Source organism: Kribbella pittospori (assembly GCF_004331465.1).
In the GTDB taxonomy this organism is placed as follows: Bacteria; Actinomycetota; Actinomycetes; order Propionibacteriales; family Kribbellaceae; genus Kribbella; species Kribbella pittospori.
The window spans coordinates 308021-333908 of sequence record NZ_SJKB01000007.1 but is presented as its reverse complement, the minus strand read 5'-3'; the positions used below and the strand labels follow the sequence as shown (position 1 = coordinate 333908).

At 68.4% G+C, this 25888-nt stretch carries 34 protein-coding genes; 13 read left to right on the top strand and 21 right to left on the bottom strand.

Annotated elements, in window-relative coordinates; all coding sequences use genetic code 11:
• Nucleotides 1-118 precede the first annotated feature (118 nt).
• The 3 genes from E0H73_RS23715 to E0H73_RS23705 all read right to left on the bottom strand — a co-directional run bounded on the left by E0H73_RS23715 (nucleotide 119) and on the right by E0H73_RS23705 (nucleotide 2376).
• Nucleotides 119-1207, bottom strand: coding sequence for a lysophospholipid acyltransferase family protein (locus E0H73_RS23715; RefSeq protein WP_131360143.1), 1089 nt, complete (start codon nucleotides 1205-1207; stop codon nucleotides 119-121).
• Nucleotides 1200-2207, bottom strand: a complete 1008-nt coding sequence (locus E0H73_RS23710; RefSeq protein WP_238164188.1) for an NAD-dependent epimerase/dehydratase family protein — start codon at nucleotides 2205-2207, stop codon at nucleotides 1200-1202. Before E0H73_RS23710 ends, E0H73_RS23715 begins: the two co-directional genes overlap by 8 nt.
• A gap of 67 nt (nucleotides 2208-2274) precedes the next feature.
• Nucleotides 2275-2376 (bottom strand): 30S ribosomal protein bS22, encoded by a 102-nt coding sequence (locus E0H73_RS23705; protein ID WP_008356322.1) that lies wholly within the window; start codon nucleotides 2374-2376, stop codon nucleotides 2275-2277.
• Between the two features lie 112 nt (nucleotides 2377-2488).
• Here E0H73_RS23705 and E0H73_RS23700 point away from each other — a divergent pair, with 112 nt between their 5' ends.
• Together E0H73_RS23700 and E0H73_RS23695 are read left to right on the top strand one after the other, a co-directional pair.
• On the top strand, nucleotides 2489-3160 hold the full coding sequence (locus E0H73_RS23700) for a class I SAM-dependent methyltransferase (protein WP_131360141.1): 672 nt from the start codon (nucleotides 2489-2491) through the stop codon (nucleotides 3158-3160).
• 37 nt (nucleotides 3161-3197) lie between these two features.
• On the top strand, nucleotides 3198-3680 hold the full coding sequence (locus E0H73_RS23695; RefSeq protein ID WP_131360139.1) for a GNAT family N-acetyltransferase: 483 nt from the start codon (nucleotides 3198-3200) through the stop codon (nucleotides 3678-3680).
• Here E0H73_RS23695 and E0H73_RS45980 read toward each other — a convergent pair.
• The 3 genes from E0H73_RS45980 to E0H73_RS23685 form a co-directional block, all read right to left on the bottom strand.
• Nucleotides 3677-3847 carry a hypothetical protein gene (locus E0H73_RS45980; protein WP_165555794.1) on the bottom strand — a complete coding sequence of 57 codons (171 nt, stop codon included), beginning with the start codon at nucleotides 3845-3847 and terminating at the stop codon, nucleotides 3677-3679. The genes E0H73_RS23695 and E0H73_RS45980 overlap by 4 nt on opposite strands.
• A gap of 94 nt (nucleotides 3848-3941) precedes the next feature.
• Nucleotides 3942-4796 carry an LLM class flavin-dependent oxidoreductase gene (locus E0H73_RS23690; protein ID WP_131360137.1) on the bottom strand — a complete coding sequence of 285 codons (855 nt, stop codon included), beginning with the start codon at nucleotides 4794-4796 and terminating at the stop codon, nucleotides 3942-3944.
• Entirely contained in the window at nucleotides 4793-5197 is a 405-nt protein-coding gene (locus tag E0H73_RS23685) for a nuclear transport factor 2 family protein (protein ID WP_131360135.1), read from the bottom strand. The genes E0H73_RS23690 and E0H73_RS23685 overlap by 4 nt, the downstream gene beginning before the upstream one ends.
• Nucleotides 5198-5264: 67 nt before the next feature.
• Here E0H73_RS23685 and E0H73_RS23680 point away from each other — a divergent pair, with 67 nt between their 5' ends.
• The gene (locus tag E0H73_RS23680) at nucleotides 5265-5882 is read left to right on the top strand and encodes a TetR/AcrR family transcriptional regulator (RefSeq protein WP_131360133.1); all 618 of its coding nucleotides are present in this window, start codon (nucleotides 5265-5267) and stop codon (nucleotides 5880-5882) included.
• A 16-nt stretch (nucleotides 5883-5898) separates the two neighbouring features.
• Nucleotides 5899-6126: a hypothetical protein gene (locus tag E0H73_RS23675; RefSeq protein WP_131360131.1), complete on the top strand. Its 228-nt coding sequence runs from the start codon at nucleotides 5899-5901 to the stop codon at nucleotides 6124-6126.
• 23 nt (nucleotides 6127-6149) lie between these two features.
• Here E0H73_RS23675 and E0H73_RS23670 read toward each other — a convergent pair whose 3' ends face one another.
• A complete protein-coding gene (locus E0H73_RS23670; protein WP_131360129.1) occupies nucleotides 6150-8012 on the bottom strand; it encodes an AfsR/SARP family transcriptional regulator in 1863 nt (620 codons plus the stop codon).
• A gap of 54 nt (nucleotides 8013-8066) precedes the next feature.
• Between E0H73_RS23670 and E0H73_RS23665 the strand changes: the two genes are divergently transcribed.
• Entirely contained in the window at nucleotides 8067-8927 is an 861-nt protein-coding gene (locus tag E0H73_RS23665; RefSeq protein ID WP_131360127.1) for an alpha/beta fold hydrolase, read from the top strand.
• On the opposite strand, the gene E0H73_RS23660 is transcribed toward E0H73_RS23665, so the two are convergent.
• The gene (locus tag E0H73_RS23660) at nucleotides 8917-10158 is read right to left on the bottom strand and encodes an amidohydrolase family protein (protein WP_238164187.1); all 1242 of its coding nucleotides are present in this window, start codon (nucleotides 10156-10158) and stop codon (nucleotides 8917-8919) included. The two genes, E0H73_RS23665 and E0H73_RS23660, sit on opposite strands and share 11 nt — an antisense overlap.
• A gap of 128 nt (nucleotides 10159-10286) precedes the next feature.
• On the opposite strand from E0H73_RS23660, the gene E0H73_RS23655 reads away from it, so the two are divergent.
• Nucleotides 10287-10769, top strand: a complete 483-nt coding sequence (locus E0H73_RS23655) for a MarR family winged helix-turn-helix transcriptional regulator (RefSeq protein WP_131360125.1) — start codon at nucleotides 10287-10289, stop codon at nucleotides 10767-10769.
• 46 nt (nucleotides 10770-10815) lie between these two features.
• Here E0H73_RS23655 and E0H73_RS23650 read toward each other — a convergent pair whose 3' ends face one another.
• The 3 genes from E0H73_RS23650 to E0H73_RS23640 form a co-directional block, all read right to left on the bottom strand.
• Nucleotides 10816-11031: a helix-turn-helix domain-containing protein gene (locus E0H73_RS23650; protein ID WP_012923942.1), complete on the bottom strand. Its 216-nt coding sequence runs from the start codon at nucleotides 11029-11031 to the stop codon at nucleotides 10816-10818.
• A 128-nt stretch (nucleotides 11032-11159) separates the two neighbouring features.
• On the bottom strand, nucleotides 11160-12335 hold the full coding sequence (locus tag E0H73_RS23645) for an acetoin utilization protein AcuC (protein ID WP_131360123.1): 1176 nt from the start codon (nucleotides 12333-12335) through the stop codon (nucleotides 11160-11162).
• 17 nt (nucleotides 12336-12352) lie between these two features.
• Nucleotides 12353-12664: a hypothetical protein gene (locus tag E0H73_RS23640; protein ID WP_131360121.1), complete on the bottom strand. Its 312-nt coding sequence runs from the start codon at nucleotides 12662-12664 to the stop codon at nucleotides 12353-12355.
• 83 nt (nucleotides 12665-12747) lie between these two features.
• Between E0H73_RS23640 and E0H73_RS23635 the strand changes: the two genes are divergently transcribed.
• The 4 genes from E0H73_RS23635 (at nucleotide 12748) to E0H73_RS23620 (ending at nucleotide 16120) form a co-directional block, all read left to right on the top strand.
• A complete protein-coding gene (locus E0H73_RS23635) occupies nucleotides 12748-13296 on the top strand; it encodes a TetR/AcrR family transcriptional regulator (protein WP_202867525.1) in 549 nt (182 codons plus the stop codon).
• 273 nt (nucleotides 13297-13569) lie between these two features.
• Nucleotides 13570-14256: an SGNH/GDSL hydrolase family protein gene (locus E0H73_RS23630; RefSeq protein WP_131360117.1), complete on the top strand. Its 687-nt coding sequence runs from the start codon at nucleotides 13570-13572 to the stop codon at nucleotides 14254-14256.
• 155 nt (nucleotides 14257-14411) lie between these two features.
• Nucleotides 14412-15380 carry a tryptophan--tRNA ligase gene (trpS, locus tag E0H73_RS23625; protein ID WP_131360115.1) on the top strand — a complete coding sequence of 323 codons (969 nt, stop codon included), beginning with the start codon at nucleotides 14412-14414 and terminating at the stop codon, nucleotides 15378-15380.
• Complete coding sequence (locus E0H73_RS23620; protein ID WP_131360113.1) at nucleotides 15377-16120, top strand: endonuclease/exonuclease/phosphatase family protein; 744 nt, start codon at nucleotides 15377-15379, stop codon at nucleotides 16118-16120. The genes trpS and E0H73_RS23620 overlap by 4 nt, the downstream gene beginning before the upstream one ends.
• Before the next feature lie 11 nt (nucleotides 16121-16131).
• Here the strand turns inward: E0H73_RS23620 and E0H73_RS23615 are convergent, their stop codons facing one another.
• On the bottom strand, nucleotides 16132-17034 hold the full coding sequence (locus tag E0H73_RS23615) for a TIGR03560 family F420-dependent LLM class oxidoreductase (protein WP_131360111.1): 903 nt from the start codon (nucleotides 17032-17034) through the stop codon (nucleotides 16132-16134).
• Between the two features lie 24 nt (nucleotides 17035-17058).
• On the bottom strand, nucleotides 17059-17415 hold the full coding sequence (locus E0H73_RS23610) for a winged helix-turn-helix transcriptional regulator (protein ID WP_131360109.1): 357 nt from the start codon (nucleotides 17413-17415) through the stop codon (nucleotides 17059-17061).
• A gap of 50 nt (nucleotides 17416-17465) precedes the next feature.
• Between E0H73_RS23610 and E0H73_RS23605 the strand changes: the two genes are divergently transcribed.
• Nucleotides 17466-17900 carry a PPOX class F420-dependent oxidoreductase gene (locus tag E0H73_RS23605; RefSeq protein ID WP_131360107.1) on the top strand — a complete coding sequence of 145 codons (435 nt, stop codon included), beginning with the start codon at nucleotides 17466-17468 and terminating at the stop codon, nucleotides 17898-17900.
• 246 nt (nucleotides 17901-18146) lie between these two features.
• On the opposite strand, the gene E0H73_RS23600 is transcribed toward E0H73_RS23605, so the two are convergent.
• From E0H73_RS23600 to E0H73_RS23590, 3 genes are all read right to left on the bottom strand, one after another.
• The gene (locus tag E0H73_RS23600; RefSeq protein WP_238164186.1) at nucleotides 18147-18725 is read right to left on the bottom strand and encodes a hypothetical protein; all 579 of its coding nucleotides are present in this window, start codon (nucleotides 18723-18725) and stop codon (nucleotides 18147-18149) included.
• Nucleotides 18726-18806: 81 nt separating this feature from the next.
• Nucleotides 18807-19610: a pyrroline-5-carboxylate reductase gene (proC, locus tag E0H73_RS23595; protein WP_131360103.1), complete on the bottom strand. Its 804-nt coding sequence runs from the start codon at nucleotides 19608-19610 to the stop codon at nucleotides 18807-18809.
• Nucleotides 19611-19664: 54 nt separating this feature from the next.
• Nucleotides 19665-20594, bottom strand: coding sequence for a proline dehydrogenase family protein (locus E0H73_RS23590; RefSeq protein ID WP_131360101.1), 930 nt, complete (start codon nucleotides 20592-20594; stop codon nucleotides 19665-19667).
• 217 nt (nucleotides 20595-20811) lie between these two features.
• Between E0H73_RS23590 and E0H73_RS23585 the strand changes: the two genes are divergently transcribed.
• Both E0H73_RS23585 and E0H73_RS23580 read left to right on the top strand, forming a co-directional pair.
• Nucleotides 20812-21846 (top strand): DUF695 domain-containing protein, encoded by a 1035-nt coding sequence (locus E0H73_RS23585; RefSeq protein WP_131360099.1) that lies wholly within the window; start codon nucleotides 20812-20814, stop codon nucleotides 21844-21846.
• 53 nt (nucleotides 21847-21899) lie between these two features.
• A complete protein-coding gene (locus tag E0H73_RS23580) occupies nucleotides 21900-22136 on the top strand; it encodes a hypothetical protein (RefSeq protein WP_131360097.1) in 237 nt (78 codons plus the stop codon).
• A gap of 75 nt (nucleotides 22137-22211) precedes the next feature.
• Here E0H73_RS23580 and E0H73_RS23575 read toward each other — a convergent pair whose 3' ends face one another.
• The 5 genes from E0H73_RS23575 to E0H73_RS23555 all read right to left on the bottom strand — a co-directional run bounded on the left by E0H73_RS23575 (nucleotide 22212) and on the right by E0H73_RS23555 (nucleotide 25886).
• On the bottom strand, nucleotides 22212-22949 hold the full coding sequence (locus E0H73_RS23575; protein ID WP_131360095.1) for an ABC transporter permease: 738 nt from the start codon (nucleotides 22947-22949) through the stop codon (nucleotides 22212-22214).
• Entirely contained in the window at nucleotides 22946-23668 is a 723-nt protein-coding gene (locus E0H73_RS23570) for an ABC transporter ATP-binding protein (protein WP_131360093.1), read from the bottom strand. The genes E0H73_RS23575 and E0H73_RS23570 overlap by 4 nt, the downstream gene beginning before the upstream one ends.
• A 144-nt stretch (nucleotides 23669-23812) precedes the next feature.
• The gene (locus E0H73_RS23565) at nucleotides 23813-24400 is read right to left on the bottom strand and encodes an HD domain-containing protein (RefSeq protein WP_131360091.1); all 588 of its coding nucleotides are present in this window, start codon (nucleotides 24398-24400) and stop codon (nucleotides 23813-23815) included.
• Complete coding sequence (locus E0H73_RS23560; protein WP_131360089.1) at nucleotides 24400-25038, bottom strand: TetR/AcrR family transcriptional regulator; 639 nt, start codon at nucleotides 25036-25038, stop codon at nucleotides 24400-24402. Before E0H73_RS23560 ends, E0H73_RS23565 begins: the two co-directional genes overlap by 1 nt.
• Entirely contained in the window at nucleotides 25035-25886 is an 852-nt protein-coding gene (locus tag E0H73_RS23555; protein ID WP_131360087.1) for a sugar phosphate isomerase/epimerase family protein, read from the bottom strand. Before E0H73_RS23555 ends, E0H73_RS23560 begins: the two co-directional genes overlap by 4 nt.
• Nucleotides 25887-25888 lie beyond the last annotated feature (2 nt).

The following is a 25888-nucleotide window of genomic DNA, read 5'->3' as shown; positions in this document are numbered from 1 at the left end:
GTACGAGGGGAGAACCCACCACGGGCGGGGATATCCGTTCGTGTCGGCAACAGCCAGGCGCCGGGTGCCAGGGGGAGCTCCGTCAGCCACGGGTACAAGGGAGAGCGGCCGGGGTGGCTTAGAAGAAGACGGAGCGGCGTTGCATGAGGAGGGTGTAGAGGGTCTGCTGGATGGTTTCGCGGACCTGGTCGGTGACGTTGAAGACGAGCATCGGATCGTCGGCAGCGCCGTCGGGGAACTCGTCGGTGCGGATCGGCTCGCCGAATTCGATCAGCCACTTGGACGGGAGCGGGATCAGACCGAGCGGCCCGAGCAGCGGGAAGAACGGCGTGATCGGGATGTACGGAACGCCGAGCAACCGTGCCAGCGACGAGATGTTGCCGACCAGCGGGTAGATCTCCTCGGCGCCGACGATCGAGCACGGAATGATCGGTACGCCGGTCCGCATCGCGGCGCTGACGAACCCACCCCGCCCGAAGCGCTGGAGTTTGTACCGCTCGGAGAACGGCTTGCCGAGCCCCTTGAACCCCTCCGGCCAGACACCGACCAGATTGCCCTGCCGCAGCAACCGCTCGGCGTCGTCGTTGCTCGCCAGCGTCGCGCCGCCCTTGCGGGCCAACTCACCGACGAACGGCGTCTGGAAGACCAGGTCCGCCGCGAGTGTGCGCAGCGGCCGGTTCGTGTGATCCGAGACGACGACCTGGGTGACCAGCCCATCGAGCGGCATCGTGCCGGAGTGGTTCGCGACCACCAGGGCGCTGCCGGTGTCCGGGATGTTCTCGATCCCGCGCACCTCGACCCGGAACCACTTCTCCACCATCGGCCGCAGCATCGGCAGCAGCACCTGGTCGGTCAGGTCGGAGTCGTACCCGAACTCGTCGAGGTCGTACTCCCCGCTCAATCGCCGCCGCAGGAACGCGAGCCACTCCGCGACCCGTCGCTCCCCGTCCTCGCCGAACAGTTCGCGCACGACCCGCTCGAGTCCCGCGAAGTCCAGGGGCGCCGCCTCGACGATCGGCGCCTGCGGTGCCGGACCAGCCTCGTCCGGCTCCGCCACGGGCGGCTCCACCGAGCGCTTGCCCTTCTTCTTCAACCGCGTTCCCGGCCCCGCGAGTGCGCGAGCAGCCGCGGACGGCGTCGTACGGCGGCCTGATCCGCGGCCCGGACGTCCGCCGGCACCGATCGGGATCACCTCGGCGTCAACCACGCAACGCTCCCAGTCCGGCCGTCAGCATCGAGGCCGCGCGGGCGACCGCGCCGGGGCTGAGCGAGTCGCGGAAGTCGTCGAAAGCGGCCGCAGTCGTGTACTTCGGCTCGAACCCGAACTCGGCCCGCATCCGGGTGGTGTCCACCGCGCGGCCGTAGGTCAGGAAGGTGATCTGGTCCGGCGAGAAGTCCGCGAGCCGGACCCGGCGTACGGCGGCCGCCGTACTGGACGCGGTGAAGGACGGCAGCCGGAGCGCGGGCCGGCCGAGTTTGCGGATCGCCTGGGACAGCGAGAGCACTCCGTCGCCGGCCAGGTTGAAGGTCCCGGGCAGGTCGTTCACGGTGGCGTGGTGGATCGCCTCGACGCCGTCGTCCTCGTGCAGGAACTGCAGGCGGGCGTCGTACCCGAAGACGGTCGGTACGACGGGCATCGCGAAGTACCGGGTGATCGGGGAGTCGGTCTTCGGGCCGATCCAGTTCGCCATCCGGAGCGTGGAGACGCGGACGTCGGGGCGGCGCCGGGCGAAGCCGCGCACGTACCCCTCGACCTCGACCGCGTCCTTGCTCAGCCCGGTCTGGTGGATCGCCCGCGGCGCCATCTCCTCGGTGAACATGGCCGGATCCCGCGGACCCGCGCCGTACACCGTGGTCGACGACTTCACCACCAGCTTGGCCACGCCGGGCGCCTTCTGGCAGGCGGCGAGCAGCTGCATGGTGCCGATGACGTTGATCTCCTTCATCGACGACCGGCCGCCGGCGCTACCAGGAGTGGCCACGACGCCGGTGTGGACGACGGTGTCGACGCCCTCGGCGGCGATCACCTTCGCGATCACGGGGTTGCGGATGTCGGCCCGGACGAACCGGACCCGGCCCAGCTCGGCCCGCGGCGGCACCACGTCGACGCCGAGCACCGTGCCGATCGACGGGTCGTCGGCCAGTCTGCGGGCACAGCGAGCACCGGCGTCCCGGGAGACGCCGGTCACCATCACTACCTGTGCCACGAGAAACCCCCAGCCAGACAGCAACCCAACAAGTGGCCGCGCCGGCCCCCGGCGCGGCGGGAACTGCTTACTTGCCGAGCTTGCGGCGCTGCACCCGCGTCTTCTTCAGCAGCTTGCGGTGCTTCTTCTTCGCCATCCGCTTACGGCGCTTCTTGATAACAGAACCCACAGTTGGACCATCCAAACTCAAAGAGAACGTCGGCAAAGCTTACCCGCAGGTCAGGCGGTGAACCTAAAGCAGGCTGCTTCGATAGGCTGGGCGGTGACCTGGGGAGGCGCCGATGACCAGCAGTACGACGGCCCGGTACGACGGTCTGGCCGACTGGTACGACGCGAAGTACGTGGCCGGAGCGGAACCACATCAGCCGGGTCTGCTCGAGCTCCTCGGGCCCGGATCCGGTCCCTGCCTGGACATCGGGTGTGGCACCGGGCGCAACTTCGAGACCATTCGGGCGACTGGGCGCAGTGTGGTCGGGGTGGACTTCTCCGCCGACCAGTTGCGGCTGGCACGGAGCCGGACCGACGGTCCGCTGATGGTCGCGGACGCTGCCACCCTCCCGTTCGCCGACGAGTCGTTCGACACCGCGATGGTGATGTGGATCTCGACCGACGTGGACGACTTCGCCGAGGTCGTGCGCGAGGCGACGCGGGTGCTCCGGCCGGGCGGGGTGCTGGTCGCGTACGGCGTACATCCGTGCTTCAACGGGCCGCACGTCGTGTGGAACGAGGACGGCAGCCGCCTCATCCACCCCTCCTACCGCCAGCCGGGCTGGCACGAGGAGTCGCCGCACTGGGGCGACGGGATCCGGCGTCACGTCGGCATGCACCACCTCACCCTCGCCGACTACCTGAACGCCTTCCTGACCACCGGCTTGACCCTCGAACGCTTCGAGGAGCCGGACGACAGAGGCGTCCCGCACTCCCTCGCGGTCCGCGCCCGCCGCACCACCTGAGCAAAGGCTGTCGGTGCCGGCTGGTTGACTGGTCGGCATGGTGACGCTGGATTCGTGGAGTGAGCAGGACTTCGCCCTGCTCGAGGGCTGCAACACGCCCGAGATGACCGCACACCTGGGCGGCCCCGAGACCCCGGCGAAGCTTCGCGAGAGGCAGCAGCGGTACGTCGAGAACGCTTTCACCGGGCGGATGTTCGTGATCGTCACCGACGAGGGTGAGCGGGCTGGGTTGGTCGGCTACTGGGAGCACACCGAGGCGACCGAGACGGTTTGGGAGACCGGTTGGGCGATCCTGCCGGAGTTCCAGGGACGTGGGCTGGCGACCGCCGCGGTGCACGAGGTAGCGAAGGTCGCCGCTGCGGCCGGCAAGCACAGCACGCTGCACGCTTATCCCGGCGTGACGAACGCTGCTTCCAACGCACTGTGCCGTAAGGCGGGCTTCGTCCTGCTTGGCGATCGCGACTTCGAGTACCCGAAGGGCCACTGGATGCGTTGCAATGACTGGTGTCTGGCGCTTTAGGCGGCCCTGCGGGTGGGGAGTTGGACGGGGTCGGTGAGGACGACCAGGTGTGGGGTGGCGGTCTGGTTGGTGGTGGAGGCGTAGGCGGCGGGGGTGAAGGCGACGGCGGCGAGGCCGAGGGTGGTGATGGTGCCTATGGCAACGGTCTTGACGATCTTGAGCTGCATTGCGGGCTCCTGGAGGTGGTGGATTCGGCTGTGATTCCATCCTCAGGGCGCGGTCTGCAATCGTTCTGGGAGGAAGCTGGGAGCTTCCTGGGAGTCACAACCCGGCGACCTCCGGCACCGCGGCGGTGAGGATCCCGACCGACTCCGGCGTCCACGGACCGGTCCGGATCACGATCGCGTGATCGATTCCCCATGATGCTTGCTCGCGGCAACGTTCGACGAAGGTGCCGACGGTGTCGTCCGGGGTGAGCCGGGTCGACAGCGTCTTCGCGATCTCGTCGTACGGGCGGCCGAGTTCCTCGCAGTGCCCACGGAGTACGTCGAGCTTGTGGCGCACCGTCGTACCTCCGTCGGGCAGGTCGAACAGGTTGCAGGCATCGGCCCGCTGCGCCACCATCCGCAGCGTCTTCTGCTCGCCGGTCCCACCGATCAGCACCGGCGGACGCCGTTCCGGCCGCGGGCTGCAGATCGGTCCTTCGAGCTGGAAATGCTTGCCCTGGTACGGCGAACTGTCGCCGGCGAACATGCGGTCCGCAATGTCCAGCAACTCCTCGAGTTGCTCGAACCGGTCCTTCGTCGGCCCGAGCGGGATCCCCATCGCCCGGGCCTCCTCGCCTTCCCACCCGATCCCGACCCCGAACCAGGCCCGCCCGGGGGTGAGCGCATCCAGCGTCGCGATCGCCTTCACCTGAACCGCCGGCGGCCGGAACGGCACCGGCGACACGAGCATCCCGAGCCGCGCCCGGCTGGTCGTCGCAGCCAGGAACCCGAGCATCGTGATCGCCTCGTACAACTCGGCCTGCGGATGACTGGTCGGATCCGCCTGGAACAGATGATCCGGCACCCAGATCGTGTCCAGCCCACCCTCGTCCGCGATCGAGGCGATCCGCCGCAGCCCGTCCACGCCATCCGCCCAGGCGTGATCCGTCACCGTCACACTGACCTTCACTCGCCCGCCTCCGTGATCCCGGCCGCCGCGGCAGCGTCAGCGGCAAGCGCTGTGTACTGAACGCCGGCCAGCCGCCAGTCACCATCCCGGGCGAGCCAGACACTCATCACCCGGAACAATCCCTTGATCGTCTCCCCGTGGAACCGGCACTCCGACCGCTGGATCTCGGTCCGCACCACCGTCTCACCGTGGGCGACGACATCCGACTGCAGCAACTCCAGCGAGACCTGCTCGAACACGCCACTGGTGTGTACGCCGATCCACTCGTCCGGCTCGATCATGAAGCCCTTCGGTCCGACGATCCGGCAGTGCGGGTCGACAAGCGGCTTCAGGGCGGCGGTGTCCTGGGCAATCAGGCTCTGCACCAGCCGCTGCGGGGCGTCGCCGAGCTCCGTGGACATGTCGCGCCTCCAGATTCTTAGGGTCACCCTATATTTACGGTCACTCTAGAACCATTACCCTGACCGTGTGAAGGAGGCGGACGGACTGCGGGCGCGGAAGAAGCGGGAGACGCGCGAGCGGATCGCGGCCGTGGCGCGGGAGTTGTTCGTCGCGCACGGGTTCGACGCGGTCACCGTGGTCGACGTGGCCCGGGCCGCACAGGTGTCCGAGGCAACAGTCTTCAACTACTTCCCGACCAAGGACGACCTGTTCTTCGGCGGCGGCCTGGAACAGTTCCAGGCGGCGACGCTGGCCGCGGTCGGTGACCGCCCGGACGGGGAGTCGGCGATCGGCGCGTTCCGCCGGTTCACGATCGCGAACGTCGCGCACGCCGCCGACCCGGGCGCGGTCGACCTGATCACCACCGCCGCCCGGGTCGTGGCCGGCAGCCCGTCGCTGCAGGCCCGCGAGCGCGAGATCGTCGCCGCCACCACCGACGCCCTCGCCATCCTGCTGCGCTCGGAGGGGACGGGACGGATGGAGTCGTGGGCGATCGCCAACGCCTTGGTCGGTGTCCAGCGATCGATCGTCACCGAGGTACGGGCCGAAGTACTGGCCGGACGCCACGGCCCGCAGCTGGTCACCCGCGTGCAGCACGGGGCCGACATCCTCCTGGCCCGACTCGAGGCCGCCTTCCACCGTTGACGGGTAGCCTGCAGAGATGGCCTACGTGGTGTTCCTCGGCGGACTCGTCGCCGTGCTGACGGGGCTGACCTGGTTCGCCTCCTGGGCCAAGCGCCGCGGTCACGGCTCCGGCGTCGCCGGCGCGCTGGCAGCGTACGAGGAGGCCTACCGTACGACCGCCCACCAGTCGCACCACGAGCTCCGCCAAGCCGCCGACCGCAAGTCCGAGACCAGCTCCCCAGACGACCTCGGGCCGACAGGTTGATCTCGAAACAGGCATCGCGTGGGTCAGAGGTAGGTCGCAACGGGCCCCAGCGTCAGCAGGCCAGACCCGGCTCCTGCCTGTTCTGTCGCGGCTGGAGTCAGCGCGGCTCGGGCACGCGCCAACGGTTGCTCGTGGTTGAGGGTCTTGGCCGCCGCGGCGACCAGAGCCCAGTGAGCTTCTAGGAGCAGGCCCGGTGGTGGGTCGGGCATGTGATCGAGCGCCCGGCCTGCTTCGGCGGATTGGTTCTGCGACAGCAGGAGAAGCGGACGGACCCACGCCATGTGGGGCCCGTAGCCGGCTTCAACCACGGGCAGGTCGTGGCGGATTGCGTGGCAGGCCAGAGCCAATGGGAGGAGGCCCGACTGCAGGCCAGGCATGGATGCGGCGTCCAGGAGGGCAGCAGCCTGGTGGTAGGCCTCCGGAGTGTCCTCGCGAAGAGCCGCGTACCACCGGGTGAAGACACCGACCAGCGGCAACTCATGCCGGGCAGCCAACTCATCGGCAGCCTCGGCGTGGTGATCGGCGGCCGCATAGTCCGCCACAGCGCACGACGACTGCAGCCGGATGAGATGCCCCAGAACCTCATAGGTAAAGAGCCCATGCCGCTGGGACAGCTCAACCAGCTCAGCACCAATCGCCGAGCGGTCGGAAGCGAGACCCGCGCGATAGCACGTCTGCATGAAGACCCCGTTCAGCGCAAACGCCAGCAAAACAGGATCATCCAACCCGCGCGCGATCGACTCAGCCTCCAGCGCCGCGTTCCGAGCCCGCGGATCCAGCGAACCACGCGACTCGAGCGCAACCGTCGCCAGCAGCCGCGCCCGCACCCCGGGATGCTCCTGCGTAGGCAACACCCGCTCCGCCGCCGCCACAATCGCCGCAGCATGCGATTCGTCATCCGACCGCGTCCAGATCGCCGGTACGTCGTACGCACCGATGACCCGCGCAGTCAGATCGACATCCCCCAACTCCTCAGCCGCAGCAATCGCAGCGAGACGGTGCTGCCGCGCAGCCTCGAGACCACCGCCACCCGTGACGGCAAGATTCCGCAGCAGCCCCACCGTCGACTCCAGCCGAGCCCGATTGCCCCCAACGACCCGGTCGTACGCCGCAGCAGCCTCCGCCCACACGTGTCCGGCCGACACCGGCTCCAGATGCGCGGCCTGGTTGAGAATGTCGGTCTCCAACCGCCCAAGCGCCGGACCGGGATCCACCCCGAGCTGACCGACCAGCATCGCCCGAGCCCGACGCAGTACGGCGAGAGCGTCGCCCTGCCGACCAGTCCGGTACAGGGCCAGCGCCAGCAACCGCCACGCGTCCTCACGCCACGGATGCTCGGTCACATGCGCATCCAGCTCAGGCACAGCCTCGGCAGCAAGCCCGACCGCCAACCGCGCCTCCCCCAACCGCTCCACCGCCCGCAGCCGCAACTCCGTCAACCGCGACCGCTCACCCTGCGCCCAACCCTCGTCAGCAAACTCCGCGTACGCCGGCCCGCGCCACCACGCCAGCGCCTCGGAAAGCACCGGCACCAACTCCCCCGCCGGCAACGCAGCACCAACAGCCGCTTCGAACCGCCACGCGTCAACAGCATCCGTCCGCAACGCATAGCCCGGACCCTCAGTCACCAGCAACCGCGCCGGCGACCGCGGCGCCCGCTCCGGTTCCAACGCCCGCCGCAACGCCGCGACGAACGTCCGCACCGCACTCAACGCACCGTCCGGCGGATGCACCCACAAGTCGTCCACCAGAAGCCGAGCCGGTACGACGCGTCCGCGCGCAACGATCAACCGAGCCAGCACCGCCCGATGCCGCGGTCCGTTCAGGCCCACCGGCCGGCCGGCATCATCCCAGGCCACCACCGGCCCGAGCACCCCGAAATCCACCCGGCCACCGTAGCGCTCATCCAACGCTCATTCGCGCGCGCGATCCTGGCCGGCATGAAGATCAACGGCTTCGACTACCACCGCATCTCCGGCGACGGCGACGTCAAACTCAACGTCGCCGTCGGAGGTTCCGGTACGCCGATCGTCCTGCTGCACGGGTTCCCGCAGACCCACCTGATGTGGCGGCACGTCGCCACCGACCTGGCCGCCGACCACACCGTCATCTGCCCCGATCTCCGCGGGTACGGCGAGAGCGACAAGCCCGCCGACGACTACGCGAAGCGAGTGATGGCCGCGGACATCGTCGCCGTGGCGCGGAACCTCGGACACGACACGTTCGCCCTGGCCGGTCACGACCGTGGCGCGCTGGTCGCGTTCCGGGCAGGCCTCGACCACCCGGACACGATCACTCATCTGATGTGCCTGGACGTGCTACCCACCCTCGACATGTGGGACGTGATGCACGGCACGAGCGCTGCCGTCGGCTTCCATCTCTACCTGATGGCGCAGCCACCCGGCCTCCCGGAGGAGCTGATCGCGGCCCGCCCGGAGGCGTTCTTCGGCCACTTCCTCGACCTGTGGACGAATGATCCCGCGGCGATCCCGGCCGACGTACGGGCGGCCTACCTCGACGCCTGCCGGGACGCGGTGCCGTCGATCGTCGCGGACTACCGCGCCTCGGCAGCGATCGACGTCACCCACGACCAGCACGATCTTGCCCAGGGCAACAAGCTGCGGATGCCGGTCACGGTGATCCAGCAGGACTGGGGAGCGGCACTCGGCTTCGACGCCGCGGCGCTCTGGCGGGCCTGGGCTCCGGACCTTCACCACCAGACCACGACCGCAGGTCACTTCATGGCCGAGGAGTCCCCCGCAGAGATCACCACCGCGATCAGAGCCTTGCTCAAGCGGTGAGGTAGGCGGTCGATTCGGCCAGGGCCTCGTAGGCGGCCGGCAGCGACGTACTGATCAGCTTGCCGTCCCGCTTGACCGGCGTGCCGCCGACCAGGACGGTGTCCACGTTGCCGGGGTGGGCCGCGGTGACAACGGTGGCGATCGGGTCGTGCAACCCGCCGGCCAGGTTGATGTCGGTGTGACGAAGCATCATCAGATCGGCACGGTTGCCTACAGCAAGCGATCCGACGTCGGTCAGTCCGAGGGCGCGAGCACCTCCGATGGTGGCGATACGCAGTACATCGGCTGCCGTGAAGGTCTTGTAGCCCAGGGCGAGCAGCTCGTGCATGGCGGTGAACATGTTGCCGCCCGCGCTCGTCACGACGTCGATGCCCAGGCTGACGTTGACACCGGCCGCACGCAGCCGGCCGGCCAGCGGCTCACCCATCTCCATCCGCGCCTCCACGGTCGGGGTTGTCGACACCGATGCCCCCGACTCCGCAATCAGCTTCAGCTCGGAGTCCGGCAACCGGTTCCCGTGCACATAGAGCGTGTTGGGTCGTAGCAGACCGGCATCCCGCAGACGCGTGATCGGGTCCGGAATCTGCGAGCTGCTGCTGATGTGCACGACAACCGGCACACCCAGCGAATCGGCCAGCTCCCAGTCGGCACCGACAGTCTCGAACGACGTGAACGACGGTCCGATCGCGGCCACCGCGAGCCCGATCCGCTCCGAACGACGGTCCATGATCCGCCGCATCCCGTCTGCGTCGACTGCGCCACCACTCAGCGGCGAAGGGCCGTAACCGAAGACCGCGCGGATCCCACTGCGCTCCAACGCGTCCAGGGCCGCGTCGGCGTGGGCCGGCGACGACTGCACATGCGAGTAGTCCTGGACCGTCGTGATTCCCGCGTCGAGACACTCGAGCGCACCCATGAGGTTGCCCGCAGCAACATCCTCCGGACGGAACTTCGAGCCGTAGGAGCTCAGCACGCGCTCGAAGTACGTGCCCAGATCGTCGTCGACCGTGACGCCACGCAACGCGGTCTGCCACAGATGCCGGTGCGTGTCCACGAACCCCGGCAGCACGATCCGCTCCGATGCATCGATCACTTCGACGTCCGAGGTATCCACGATCAGCTCCGGACCGACCGCCGCGATCCGCCCGTCCTCGATCAGTACGTCGGCCCGCCGGGCCACCACGTCCGGTTCGGTGTCGATCACCACACCACCACGCAACAACAAGCGCATACGTATCTCCTCACTAGAAAGCTTTTCTGAAAGCTATCATCAAAGACACTTAGACTGCCAACCATGACCAGACACCCGTGCGTTGCCCCTCGGGCAGGAAGAACGGTGGGGAGTGGGGGTTCGCAACCATGAATTCGGACCGAGTGGATCGGTTGATTGCTTCGTGGCAGCGGGAGTTGCCGGGGGTGTTGTATCCGACCAGCGAGCTGACCAAGCGGATCCTCGTCCTGGCCACCGAGCTCAACGAAGCGACCCGGCGGGTACTGCGCGACCTCGGGCTGACCACGGCCGAGTTCGACGTGATCGTGTCGCTGCGCCGATCCGGACCGCCGTACCGGCAGAAGCCGTCGGATCTCAGCCGCAGCCTGCTGCTGTCCACCGGCGGGACGAGCAACGTGACGAATCAGCTGGTCCGGCGCGGCCTGGTCGTCCGCGAGCCCGATCCCGACGACGGCCGCGGCACCCAGATCCGGCTCACCGACGAGGGCGTCGCCCTGGCCGAGCGCGCCGTGCAGGCCAGTGCGGTCGCGCACCACGAACTGTGGTCGGGCCTGCCGGACGACGCCGTGAAACAGGCGACGGTGGCGCTGCGGGACGTGTCCCGGACATAGCGAAGCGGCCGGTCCCGAGGGATCCGGCCGCTTGCTCTTCTCGTGGTTATCCGGCCTGGAAGAAGGCGCCCTTGAGGTAGTCGTGCACGGCATCCTCGGACACCCGGAACGAACGACCCACCCGCACCGCGGGCAGCTCACCGGAGTGCACCAGGCGGTACACCGTCATCTTGGACACGCGCATGGCCGTGGCGACCTCCGCCACGGTCAGGAACTTCACCTCGGCGAGCGGCTGCTCACCACCGGACTTCTTTGATGCCATTGCGCACCGCACTTCCAGCACGGATCGTGCGCCGGCTTCCCCTCCGGCACCTCCGTCCGTGCATGCAACGAGCGTAGTGGCTGTTGGTACGAATGGGAAAGAGGGGGACTCGTGTGACTGGCCGTGGCCTAGTAGGTGGGGTCGAGGCCCAGGAGTGGGAAGCTGACGTCGCGGGTCGCCTTGATCGATCGGTCCAGCCAGGTGTCCGGGTTGTAGCCGGTCGCCCAGTCCGTGTACGACGCGTCCTGGCCGTCGGTCATCCGCATCGGCGCGACCCGCTGGAACCGGATCCGGACCTCCTCGCGCCAGGCCTCCGGCACCGGGGTCTGCGGGTCGATCGGGTTCCCCGCGACGATCGCCAGCAGGTGGCTCCAGGCCCGCGGTACGACGTCGATGATCGCGTACCCACCGCCACCGGTGGCGATCCACTTCCCGTCCGCGAGCTCGTGCGCCAGGTCGTGCAACGCCAGGTACGCCGCGCGCTGCCCGTCGACTGTCTTCGTCAAGTGGGCCAGGGGATCCTCGACATGCGAGTCACAGCCGTGCTGGGTCACCAGGACCTGCGGCCGGAACGCCTTCACCACATCCGGAACGATCGCGTGGAACGCCCGCAGCCAGCCGGCATCCCCGGTCCCGGGCGGCAGCGGAATGTTGACCGCAGTACCTTCCGCGTCAGGTCCCCCGGTCTCGCCGGCACTGCCGGTGCCCGGAAAGAGCGTGGTCGGCGACTCGTGCAGACTCACGGTCAGCACCCGCGGATCGTTGTAGAACACCTCTTGTACGCCGTCCCCGTGGTGCACGTCGACGTCGACGTACGCGACCCGCTCGGCACCATGGTCGAGCAGCCACTGGATGGCAACGGCCGGATCGTTGTAGACGCAGAAACCGCTGGCCCGGTCGGGCATCGCGTGGTGCAGACCGCCGGAGATGTTCGCGGCATGCTGCACCTCACCCTCCCAGACGGCCCGCGCCGCCTCGACGCTCGCGCCGACGATGCGTGCGGAGACGTCGTGCATTCCGGGGAAGCAGTACGTGTCGTCGGTGCCGAGCCCGTGCTCGAGATCCGACACCTCCGGATGCTCCCCGGCGCGCTTGACCGCGGCGATGTAGTCGGCCGTGTGCACGGTCCGGAGCAGCGCGTCGTCAGCCGTCGGAGGCGGAACGACCTTGAGTTCGTCGAGTACGCCGAGCGCCCGCGCCAGGTGGATCGTCAACTCCACCCGGATCGGACTCATCGGATGCCCGCGCCCGAAGTCGTACGCCGTCAGACCCTCGTCGAAGACCAGCATCGCCTCACCGCTCATGCCTCCGACCTTAGCTGTCACCGCACGGGCACTGGTTTCCCGAATCTGGCGTTCAGCCGGTAAGCACCACCACGCGCGTGGAACACGGACATCAGCAGCACACCCGCGACGGCGGCGACCGCGGCCGCCACCGGGTGATCGCCTACATGCGCCCAGAACGTGAGCAGCCCGGCGATGACGAACGCCGCCACTCCGCCGACCGCGTTGCGGACCGGAGAGTTGCCGGTCAGGTTCGGGTACTCCCGGGCGGTGATGCCCAGGACGAAGTGCGGGATCCCGTTCGCTCCCATCAGCCCGGCCAGGAAGCTCAGCACGATCGCCAGTGTCATGATCAAGCCCTTTCGGTCTACGGGTGTTGACTGAAAATCTAGGCCGGATCGACCGCTGAGTCAACATGCGTAGACTGAGCGCCGTGACTACCAGGATGGAGCAGCGACGGCGGACGGAAGAGCGGATCCTGGCGGCGGCGCGGCAGTTGTTCGGCGAGTACGGGTACGACCGGACCACGATCCGCGCGATCGCCGAGGCGGCCGGGAGCGACGCCGGCCTGGTGATGCGGTACTTCGGGTCCAAGGACAAGCTGTTCGCCCAGGCCGCGACCATTCCCCCGGACGGGCCGATCAAGGGTTCGCCCGAGGAGATCGCCGCAATGCTGACGGCCGCGTTGACCGACAAGCTGGCCGACGAACCGGCGGCCGCGCTGGCGGCGATGCGGGCGATGTTCAGTCATCCGGAAGCGGCCACGGAGGTCCGGGCGGCGATGACAGGACAGCAGCGACAGATCGCCGAGCAGTTGCCGGGTGAGGACGCCGTACTGCGCTCGGGGGTGATCGGAGCGTTGACGCTCGGGCTCGTGATCGGGCGGCACCTGGTCCGGCTGGACGGGCTCGACGCGTCACCCGAGGAGCTGATGGCGGTGGCCGGGCCGATCATCGAGGAACTGGCCAACGGTTCCAGCTGAGCCGGCAGCGGAAACGGGCGGGCGCGACACCCCTCCAAGGCCGCGCTCGCCCGTCCCGCCGTGCTGGTGCCAGGCACGTGCTTCATCGCGCAAACACTGCAAGGTGTTACAAGACTTGCAGGAAGCTGCAATTCAGGCCGCGATTCGGTCACGGAGGGTTGCACTGGAGCGGTCTAGGCCTCACTGTTCCATCCCGTGAGGAACGCCATGAACTCGGCGAGACCCAATCGGCGGCAGATCTTTACGGCGGGGGCCGTGGTTGCTGTTTCGACGGTGGCTGTCTCGACTGCGACATCGACAGAAGCCGCCTTCGGCGGCCCGTACGGCTCCGGTGACCTCGGGCCCTGGCAGGCCATGAGCAAGGCGATCTCGACCGAGACCCAGATCAAACGGGTGCTCGCGACCAACGGGGTCTTCATGTTCGGCGACAGCATCGCCGTCCAGGACGGCAAGTCGCTGGCGACCCGGCTGATCGGCCGCGACGGCAGCCAGATGGCCGTGCACAACTGGTCCGGGCGGCCGACGTCCGGCGCCGTCGACGCGATGGCCCAGTGGGCGACGGCGTACGGTCTGCCGCGCCGGATCCTGATGGCGACCGGCAGCAACGACATCTTCGACCCGCCCAAGTTCGCCGCCCAGGTCGACCGGGCGATGAAACTGGCCGGCTCGAACCGGTACGTGTACTGGATCAACGTGCATGCCACCCGGTGGTCCAAGACCGCGGCCGTGCAGATGGCCGACCAGCGCAACTCCGCCTGGGTCAACCTGCAGTTGTCCGACGCCCAGAAGAAGTACCCGAACCTGCGGATCATCCGCTGGGCCGAGTACCTGGCCGCCAAGCCGAGCCGGATCACCTCCTACCTCCGCGACGGCGTACACACCTCGATCACCCTCGGTCAGAACGCCCGCAACGAACTGACCGTCCAGTCCCTCGTAGCGCCGCTTCCGGCGGTCAAGTGAGATCGGTTATGCTGATGGCGTGAACACGAACTTGCAGCTGTGGTGGGCCGCCTAGGGCGGTCCCCAGCGTTCACACGCATCCAAGAGGCCGCCTCGCCGAGGCGGCCTTTTTTGATGCCCTCGGTGAGGCATCCACGCACCGAAAGGGCATCGACATGACCACGCTTTCCGGCATCACCCCGTCCGGCCGTCTGACGCTGGGCAACCACCTCGGCGCGCTGCGCCGGTTCACCGACCCCGAGGGGTTCTACTTCGTCGCGAACCTGCACGCGATGACGACCAAACACGACCCCAGACGGCTCGCCACGCTGACCCGCGAGTTCGCGACGCTGATGCTCGCGGCCGGCACCGCACCGGGCACCGTGTTCGTCCAGTCCGACGTCAACACCCACGCACAGCTCGCGTACCTGCTCGAATGCACGTCGTACGTCGGTGAACTGTCCCGGATGATCCAGTACAAGGAGAAGGGCAAGGGCCGGCCGATGACGCGGGCCTCGCTGTTCACCTATCCGTGCCTGATGGCCGCGGACATCCTGCTGTACGGCGCCGACCGGGTCCCCGTCGGCGGCGACCAGTCCCAGCACGTGGAGCTGGCTCGTGACGTGGCGATCCGGTTCAACCGCGAGTACGGCGAGACGTTCGTCGTACCGCAGTTGGCCAAGGCGGCGTACGCGACCAGGGTCAAGGATCTGGCCGACCCGACCAAGAAGATGAGCAAGTCCGAGGCCGACGACGCGGTCGGGACGATCCGGCTGCTGGACCCGCCGGACGTGATCCGGCGCCAGATCATGCGTGCCGTCACCGACTCCGACAACGAGGTCCGCCACGACGAGGCCGCGAAACCCGGGATCACCAACCTGCTCGACATCCTGGCCGCCTGCACCGACGGCGACCCGGTGCAGCTGGCGACGGCGTACTCGTCGTACGGCGAGCTGAAGCGGGACGTCGCGGACGCGGTGCTGGCCGTACTCGAGCCGCTGCAGAAGGAGTACGCCCGGCTGACGACCGACCCCGGCGCGATCGACGAACTGCTCGCGCAAGGCCGGGACCGGGCGCTGGAAGCGAGCCTGCCCCGGCTCCGGGCGGCGGAGCGCGCGATGGGTTTGGCAGGATCTGCTCCATGAAGATTCGCGCCGCCACCTTCAACATCCGCAACTCCTCCGCGCCGGACGGCGACAACGCCTGGCCGGTGCGGAGGGATGCGGCGGTGGCGGCGATCGAACACCTCGACGCGGACGTGGTCGGGCTGCAGGAAGTGCTGCCCGACCAGCTCGAGTACCTGCGCTGGCGCTTCCCGAAGTACGAGATCGTCGGTGTCGGCCGGGACGACGGGATGGACGCGGGCGAGCACTGCACCGTCATGGTCCGGCCGGGTGACTGGCGGGTGGACAAACAGGAGACACGCTGGCTGTCCGACGACCCTGGTACGCCGGGATCCGTTGGCTGGGACGCGCAGCTGACCCGGATCGCGACGCTGGTCTGGCTGCGGCACCGCAACGGTACGACGATCGCCGTCGCGAACGCGCACTACGACCACGCCGGCAAGGTCGCCCAACTCCAGTCCTCGCGGCTGATCGCCCGCTGGACGACCGGTGCGCTGCCGTGGATCGTGATGGGCGACCTGAACGCGACGCCGGACTCGCCGGCGTTGAAGGTGCTGACGGAGGCCGGCCTGCGGTACGCCGTACCGATCGCGGCCGGTGGAAGCTGGCACGACTTCAGCGGCGCGGAGGACAACGAGCGGATCGACCACATCCTGGTCGGCGCCGGGTGGACGGTGGACGAGGCAGCCGTCTCCCACTACCGCCCGGGCGGACGGCTGCCCAGCGACCACTGGCCGGTCATGGCCGCGCTGTCCCTCTAGATCCTGGCTGTTCAGATCTTGGCGAAGACTTCCTCGCGGAGGCGTTCCAGGGCGTCGAAGCGGCGGTTGCCGGTGCCGAGCATCGAGTCCGGGACGAGGACCTCGTCGATCCCGGCCGCCGGGTACTGCGCCACGACGTCGAGCACCTCCTGGGCCGAACCCATGATCACGTGCCCGCCGCGGCTCTCCAGCCGCTCCTTGCGCTCGGCCGCCTCGGTGTCCCCCGGTACGACGATCTCCAGCATCGTCTGGGCGGAACGGCGTACCGACTTGGGATCCCGGCCGATGCGCTCGCAGTGCTCGGCGAAGACTTTCCCCTTGTGGGCGGCGAGTTCCGGGTTGCCCCAGTGGTTCCACTCGTCGGCGTACCGGGCAACGATGCCGAGGGCAACCTTCTCGCCGGCGGCGCCGATCATGATCGGCAGGCTGGCGGGCTTCGGCTCCAGGGGAGCGCCGGCGAGCTGGTAGTAGGTGCCGTCGAAGGTGGTGCGGTCCTGGGTGAGCAGGCCCTTGATCACCTGGCAGGCCTCCTCGAACCGGGCCAGCCGCTCGCGCACCGGCGGCAGTTCGATCCCGTAGACCTCGTGCTCGTTCACCTGCCAGCCGGCCCCGATCCCGAGCACGAACCGGCCGCTGCTCATCTGGTCGATGGTCGCCGCCTGGTTCGCGACGACGGCGGGATGGCGGTAGGTGTTGCCGAGCACCATCGAGCCGACGCGCACTCGCTCGGTGCGGGCGGCGATACCGGCGATGAGGGCCAGACACTCGTTCACCGGGACGGACAGGTCGTCACCGTTCTGCATGAAATGGTCGGCGATCCAGACGCCGTGCCAGTCGGTCCGTTCGGCGTACTCCGCTCCGTCGAGCACGTCCTGCCAGGTCCGGTTGGCCGCGGGCCACAAAGAGAAATCCATGTCCTTAGTTTCTCTTGTGGGTGTCTATGTTCGCTCTTGGGCGTCCAGGACTGCTTCGCCGTTCTCCTCGGCCCAGAGGGTGAGCATGCGGATCGGGCCCATCAGGGTGCGGCCGAGTGGGGTCAGCTCGTACTCCACGCGGGGTGGGACGCCGCCGAAGTTCTCGCGGGTGACCAGGCCGTTCGTCTGCAGCCGGCGCAGCGTCTGGGTCAGCACCTTCTTGGAGATGCCGCCGATCAGCGTGATCAACTCCGTGTGCCGTCGCGGGCCGTCGTTCAGGCCCCACAGGACCACCACGGCCCACTTGTCCGCGATCACCTCGACCGCGAGACGGGCCGGGCAGTCGGCGAGAAACACGTTCCCCGGATCCAAACCGTCCACGGGCGTCAGGGTACCCAGAGGTTCCCACGGCGGCGCCTAGCGTCTTGTCCATGAACGGTCTTCCCGAAAGCGCACACCGGCTCTTCGCCGAGCCCAAGGACGTCACTGTCATCACCCTCGACCCGGATGGATCGCCCCAGGCGTCGCTGGTCTGGGCCGAGCGCGACGGCGACGACATCCTGATCGGCATCCAGCACCCCCACCGCAAGACCCGCAACCTCCGCCGCGACCCCCGCGTCACCCTGCTCGTCCAGGACGACCAGGTGAGCTCCCGCGGCATCACGCAGTACCTGACCATCCGCGGCACCGCCAAACTCGAAGGCCCGGACATCCCCGCCGACTACAAGGCCCTGATGGACCGCCTCTCCCAGCGCTACCTCAACCTCCCCGAATTCCCCTTCGGCCAAGGCATCTGGCACACCGGCGTCATAGCCCGAATCACCGTCGAACAAGTAGCCGGCGAAGGCCCCTGGGGAAAGCACTAGCCCCAAACCCCGTTGACACCGAGTCCGCCGCCCGGCCCGGACTCCCGGTTGCCGCCGCAGGCGTGCAGCTCGACAGGAGGTGTTGGGGGGTTGGTAGTGCGGGTGAGCGTGCTTGGCGTGCTGTGGACGGTGTATCGCGGGTGCACTACCTGTTGGGCTGTACACCACAGGCCGGCACGTGGCCAGGGCGAGGCGACCGTGGGCTTCGGGGGGAGTACGTGCCTACGGCAACTGTTCGCGCTTGGGTCAGACGAGGTGCCAGCGGAGGAGGAAGGCTCCGATGGACAGGATCAGGTAGGTGAGGACGAGGAGGGTGCCTATGCCGGGGCGGGGGCGGTGGTGGTGGGTGGGGGTGTTGGCGGCCTCGTGATGGATGGCTTCCATGACGGCGCCTACCTCGGCGGTGCGGTCGCGGGGGATGCCGTTGATCTCGTTCTCGTCCTGGCCGCGGGTGAGTACGACGTTGTCGTCGCCGACCTCGATCGTGTCGACGTCCTGCCAGGCGAGACTGCGGACCAGCATGCTGGTGCGGGCGCGCAGGGCGGTCGCGGTGAGCTCGACGCGGTAGAGGACGACGCCGCCGGCGACGCGCACGACCGACGCCCCGATGATCGTGAGCAGTCCGACCGCGAGCATGTCGCGGGCGCCCATCCACAGCCAGGAGTTCAGCGCGGGTACGACGATGAACGGCGCGACGAACAGCGCCCACGCCCACCACGGCGCCGGATCCAACGGCACCCGCCACGGCAGGTCCGGGACCTGAGCCGCGCGCACGGGGGCAGGGCTCACCTGTTCGGGGCTCTCCTGCTCCGAACGATTACTCATGGGCGGGACCATAGTCGACTCATCCCTTGAACACGGCAGGAAACTGCGGCGCCAACAATAACGCCACCGGTAGCAGAGGTGTTATTCGGCGGCCAACGCGCGCGAACGGTTACGCGCGGCCTCGATCGCGGACAGGAACGCGGCGCGGACCTTGTGATCCTCCAGTTCGCGTACGGCGGCGGCCGTCGTACCTCCCGGAGACGTCACCCGCTCGCGCAGCACGGTCGGGTGCTCCCCCGTCTCCCGCAGCAACTTCGCCGAGCCCACAACGGTCTGTACGACGAGCTCCGTAGCGGTCCCCCGCGGCAGACCCATGTGGACGCCGGCCTCGATCATCGCCTCGACAACAAAGAACAGGTACGCCGGTCCGGACCCGGAGATCGCCGTCACTGCGTCCTGCTGCTTCTCCGGCACCCGGATCACCCGTCCCGTCGCGGCCAACAGGCCCTCCGCCAACTCCAGGTGGCTCTCATCGCAGTGCGCACCGCGAGAGATCGCCGCCATACCCTCGTCGACCAGCGCCGGCGTGTTCGGCATGACGCGTACGACGGCCACGCCCTCAGGCAGCCGCGACTCGATGAACCCGGTGGTGATGCCGGCGGCCAGCGAGACCACGGTCTGCGACGACCGGACGGCCGGGGCGATCTCGGCGAGCAGATCCGGCATGTCCTGCGGCTTCACCACCAGCACCAGCGTGTCCGCCTTGGCCGCCGCGTCCACATTGGTCACGACGTCGACGCCGTACCGCTCCCGCAGCTCGGCGGCTCGCTCCTCCCGGCGCTCGGTGATGAGGAGCTCCTGCGGTCGCCGCCCGGCTCGAATCAGCCCGGACAGCAACGTCTCCCCCATCACACCGGCCCCGAGAATGGCCACCTGACTAGTCATGGCCAACACACTACTGATCCGGGCTGCCCGCGGACCCGAGCGCCCAGCAGGCGGTTACTTCTTGCTGATCAGGGAGCGGGCGAAGAACTGGAGGTTGGCGGGGCGCTCGGCCAGGCGGCGGACCAGGTAGCCGTACCAGTCCTCGCCGTACGGGATGTAGATGCGCATCGTGTGGCCGAGGCCGGACAGGCGGAGCTGCTCCTCGGGGCGGATGCCGAAGAGCATCTGGTACTCGTAGCTGCCCGGCTGCCGGTTGGCGCGGTCGGCGAGCGAGCCGGCGATCGCGATCAGCCGCGGGTCGTGCGACGCGATCATCGGATAGCCGGCGCCGTTCATCAGGACCTTCATGGCCCGGACGTACGCCTTGTCCACACCGCGCTTGTCCTGGTACGCCACTGACTCGGGCTCCTTGTAGGCACCCTTGCACAGCCGGACGCGGGAGCCGGCGTGGGCCAGGTCGCGGCAGTCGCCCTCGGTCCGGCGAAGGTACGCCTGGAGCACCGCACCGGTCTCCGGGAAGTCCTGGCGCAGTTCGCGCAGGATGCTCAGCGTGGAGTCGGTGGTGGTGTGGTCCTCCATGTCGAGGGTGACCGTCGTACCGGCGTTGCGGGCCGCGAGGCAGATCGTCCGCGCGTTCTCCAGCGCGATCTTCTCGCCGTCGCCGGGCAGCGCCTGGCCGACTGCGGACAGCTTGACCGAGACCTCGGCGTTCTTGGTCAGGCCGGCTTCGGCCAGTTTGCGGAGCAGCTCGAGGTACGCGTCCGCGGTCGCCGTCGCTGCGGCCAGGTCGGTGACGTCCTCGCCGAGGTGGTCGAGGGTGACGTTCAGGCCGTTGCTGACCAGCTTCTCGGTGGCCAGCACGGCCTCCGGCGCGGTCTCACCGGCGACGAAGCGCGCGACGATGCCACTGGACACCGGGAGCGACGAAACCGCCTTCTTGATCTGGGGGCTGCGGGACATGCCCAGCAGGACTCGCCGAAGCACTACGTGTTCCTCCTCATCGACCCACCCGGCCCCATCTGCCAGTGGTGTCAGCAGGCTACGCGCCTGAACCTGAGCCTCGCGAATCGTGTGGCAGGCACCACACCACCGAGGTCACTGGTTCGGTCGCCGGTTACTGTTGACGCCAGGTCGGTGACGGTACGTCGCCGTCCCGGGAACCACCGGCCGGACGCACCCATGACCGGGAGAGGATGCGTCCATGCCCATCTTCAAGCGTCGCAAGCGGACTGCCGTGGAGGCCGACCCGATCGGCGCGTTCTGGTCCTGGTGGAGCGAATCCGGCGCGGCGCAGGTGGCCGATGCGATCGCACGTCAGGTGCCGGCGGATCTGAGCGACGTACTGACCGATCTGATCGCGCGGATCGACCCGGATCTGGAGTGGGAGCTCGGTCCTGGACTGCACGCCCAGCACGTACTGATCGTCACCGCGGCCGGGAACCCGAGCCGGCGTGCTGTCGCGCGACGCTGGCTTCGGGCCGCTCCGCCGTCGGACCGGACCTGGGAGTACGCCGATCTGCGGCGACCGGGGCCCGCGTTCACGATCCGGTTCGACGGGTTGCCGCCCATCCCGATCGATGAGGCCGTGGTGTCGATGGAGCCGGATTCGTCGGCGATCCACGTCGGCGTACATCATCCTGCATTCCCGGAACTGCCGGTGGATGTGCAGCGGCGGGTGACGTTCCTGATGCTCGATCTCGTGCTGGGCGAGGAGATGGTGGAGACGTGGGTCGGGGCGATCGACACGCTGGCCGAGGCGCCGGCCGATGCCGTGCCGATCGAGGCGTTGCTGCCTGCGGTTGCTGCGTTCGCGGCTGATCACACGCTGGAGGACGGGAGTCCGGCGTGGAAGATGCTCGAGGGGACGCGGGACGGGCATCGGTTGATCGCGACGGCGGAGTACCCGTTGCGGTCCATCCGGCGGCCGCACCTCGACACCCACGTCGCGGTCTCGATCCAATACCCCGTGGTGCGCGACGACGGGCTACCGGAGTCCGAGATGCTCGATGAACTGCGCCGGTTTGAGGACCACCTGACCGATCGTCTCGGCGGCTCCGGCAATCTGCTCGCCCACGAGACCTCGGCCGGCACTCGGACCCTCCACTACTACGCCGACGGCACGACACCGGCCGGCGCCCAACTCAAAGCCGCCACCACCGGCTGGCCGCACGGACCGGTCTCCGTCGAGGTCACCGAAGACCCCGCCTGGCACAACGTCTCCCACCTGGCCGGTTGACCGGTAGCTGCCATCCGGGGTGGGCGGGGGTGGCGGCCTCATAGCGTTGACGGGTGACGATCACGAACGGGATGAGTAAGCGGCAGGTCAAGCGGTTGCTGGGGAAGCCGGATGCGCGGATGTCGGCGAAGCAGTACCTCCGCGGCTACTCGAGCGTGCGGGTGATCGGGCGACACGGGAACGACGACCACTGGGTGTACTTCAACACTCCGGCCGGGCACCACACGCAGATCGTCTTCCGGGGCAGGTACGTGAGTGAGGTGCGGACGGTGCCTGCGCAGTCGTCCTGAGTTGTTATCAACCAAGCGGACGAGTTATCGGTCTATACCTCTGTAGGACTTTCAACTGCGGAGGGGTGGGAAACCTCAGGCTGTGCGGCGTTTTAGGGTGGCGGCGCCTAGGGCTAGGGCGGCGAGGATGAAGGCGGTGACTACCAGGGCGTCGCTGCCTGCGCCCGCGCCGAAGCCGTTGCCTTGGGCAACTCCGGTGACGGCGTCGACGGCGTACGAGAGGGGCAGTAGGTCGCTGACGGCGTGGAGCACGGTTGGCAGCTGGTCGCGCGGGAGGAGGAGTCCGCAGAGCAGGATCTGCGGGATCATCACGGCCGGCATCATCTGGACCGCCTGGAATTCGGTCGCCGCGAACGCGCTCGCGAAGAGACCAAGCGCCGTACCAAGAACGCCGTCAAGTACAGCGACCACACCGAGCTGCCAGGCGGCTCCCTCGATGGTCAGATCGAGGGCATACAGCGCGATCGACACGACCACGAGAGCCTGGACGACAGCGATCAGGGCGAACGCCAACGCGTAGCCCAGCAGGAAATCCACCTTCGCCATCGGCATCGTGAACAGCCGCGACAGCGTGCCGGTGGAGCGCTCCCGCAGCGTCGCCACCGAGGTCACGATGAACATGATGATCGCCGGGAACACGGCCAGCAGCGGCCCACCGAACCGGTCGAAGGTGCCGGGTGAGTCGTGGAACATCCACCACATCAGGCTGACCAGCAACGTGGGGAGCACGATCAGCATCGCGACGGTGCGGTGGTCGCGGCGCAACTGGGCGAGGACCCGAGCGGCGACGGCGAAGGTGACCCGGGGCGTCATCGCGCACCTGCCTTCTGTTCGATCAGGGTGAGGAACGCCTGCTCGATATCGTCGGTCCCGACCGATTCGAGCAGGGCCTGCGGGGTGTCGTCGGCGAGCAGCTCGCCGTCGCGCATCAACAGCAGGCGATCGCAGCGCGAAGCCTCGTCCATCACGTGACTCGAGACGAGAAGGGTCGCGCCAGCGTCGGCCAGCCGATGGAAGAGGTCCCAGAGATCCCGCCGGAGAACGGGATCCAGGCCGACGGTCGGTTCGTCGAGGACGAGAAGTTCCGGGTCGCCGAGGAGCGCGGCAGCAAGCGACGCCCGCGACCGCTGCCCACCGGACAGACGATCCACGCGTACGTCGGCATGCGACCGCAGATCGACCGCGTCGATCACCCGGCCCACGTCGTCGGCCGGCACCCCCAGCACCGCGGCGAAGAAGCGCAGGTTCTCTGTCACGCTCAGATCCCCATACACACTGGGCTCCTGGGTGACGTACCCGATCCGGCCGCGCAGCTTGGGCGCACCGGCGGGCAGTCCGAGGACGGAGACGTCGCCGGTGACCTTGGCCTGGAGACCGACGATCGCGCGGATCAGCGTCGTCTTGCCGCAGCCGGAGGGACCGAGCAGCCCGGTCACCGTCCCGGTCCGCAGGTCGAACCCGACCCCGTGCAGGACCTCCCGGTCGCCGCGCACCACCACGACGTCCCGGCAACTCACCGCGTTTTTCATCATGTGATGAATTTAGCCCGAGACCACACACTTGGCAACAGCTTGCGTACCCAAGAACAGGAGGTATTCCCCGAAGCCGGACTCGCCGGGAGGCTTCCCAGCGTGACCAGGCGCCGACAAGAGCCACACCTCCTGTCCTGATGTACGTCAGATCACCGCGTAGCCGGTGGCAGCGCTGAGGGACTCCAGTTCCGGATCGCCGTACCGGTGCCTCAGCGAGGCGAACGCGACCGCCTTCTCCTCACCCCACCGACGTACGGCGATCTCGTACGACGCACCGCTCACGAACACCGGCGGAGTCCGCTTGCTGTGGAACTTGTCGGCGTACATGACCAACTCCTCCTCGCGCGACTCCGCCACATAGTCGGCCGCCGGGATCGGCAAACCTTGCCGCAGTACGTCGTCCCGCGTGATACCGACTCCGGAATGTCGGGAACAGAACCGGCTGATCGTCTCGGAGAACCCAAGACCAGCAAGCAGTTCATGCCCGAGTACGCCGTGCCGCACATAGTCAACTGTGTCGAGCACCCCAGCCGTGTAGAGCCGGTAGACGCCGATGTCATGCAGAAGCGCGCCGGCGCGGACCAGATCAGCGTCGACGTCCAGCGACGGCAAGTACTGCGAGGCGAGCTCACAGACGATCCGGCAGTGTTCGTACACGGACTCGAAGGCGTCGCGGGTGGGCGCGTGATCGCGATGCAGAGTCTCGATCTCGCGGTCGGTCGGGAGCTGCATCAACCGGTCAGATGAAGTTGCAGGACCGGCCCGAGCCGGTCGATCAGGGTGGCCAGGTCGACGGACGCGACCGGTTCGAGCTCGACGAGGTAGCGGGCCATCGCAAGCCCGATGAGCTGGGTCGCGACCAGCGTGACGCGAAGGTGTGCGTCAGGTACGTCGAGCACCTTGGAGACCGGCTGGATGATCATCTGGGTGATGCCCTCGCGCATGATCCGGGCCACCTCGTCGCTGCTGACCACGCTGCGAAAGATCGCCTTCATCCGCTGCTGACCTTCAGCCGACTCCCAGACGCCGAGGAACGCGGTCGCGATCCGCCGGCCGAGTTCATCGCGCGGACCGTCGATGATGCGCGCGGCGATCTGCCGTGGGTCGACCGGGATCGCCATCGCCTCGATGAACAGCTCGTCCTTGCTGTCGAAGTAGTGGTGCACCAGGGCCGCGTCCACCGCGGCCTCCCGGGCGATCGCGCGGATCGAAGTGGCCGTGAAACCCTTGTCTGCAAAGGATTCCCGGGCCGCGCGGAGGATCTCGCCGCGGGTGTCCGGGCCGCCGGGACGACGCCCCGCCCGCCCGGCGGTCGTCGTATGGGCCGCGCCAGATTCCGCCGTACCGCCGGATCCGCCGCGGGTGTTCACGACGTGAGCTCCGAGATCTCGCCCTGGGGAGTGACCGCGAACGATGAGCGGCGCGACGTCCGGACGAAGTGCTTGCGGGTGAACTCGAGCGACTCGACCAGGTCGACCTCGCGCTCGGACCGGCTGGTCGCGCGGCGGGTGTTGATCTCGATGATGATGTGGCCGCGGAAGTCCTGGTTCGCCAGGCCGGCCAGCAGATCGGCGGCCCGCTGAGTCCCACGGCCGGGCACCATGTGCTCGTCCTTCGCAGAGCCGGTGCCGTCGGTCAGGTGGATGTGGGTGAGGCTCCGGCCCATCGTCGCGGCCAGCTCAACGCAGTCCTGCTCGGCGGTCGACGAGTGCGACAGGTCCAGGGTGGTGTGCGCATAGTCCTGCTCGGTCGGGTCCCAGCTCGGCGCATACGCCTGCAGGCCCCTGCCGGGCGCGCGCCACGGGTACATGTTCTCGACCGCGAAGATGACGCCCGTCTCGGCTTCGAGCCGGGCGATCCCCTCGACGAACCCGCGCGCGTAGTCGCGCTGCCAGCGGAACGGCGGGTGGACCACGACCACATCGGCGCCGAGATCCTTCGCCGCCTCCGCACTGCGCTCGAGCTTGCCCCACGGGTCGGTCCCCCAGACCCGCTGCGTGATCAGCAGGCACGGCGCGTGGATCGCGAGCACCGGCAGCTGGTGGTAGTCGACCAGCCGCTTGATCGCGTCGATCTGGGTGCTCAGTGGGTCGATGCCGACCATCACCTCGACGCCGTCGTACCCGAGCCGGGCGGCCAGCTCGAACCCGCTGGCGGTCGATTCGGGGTAGACGGAGGCTGTGGACAGGCCGATCTTGGCCGTCGTACTCGGGTTCATCT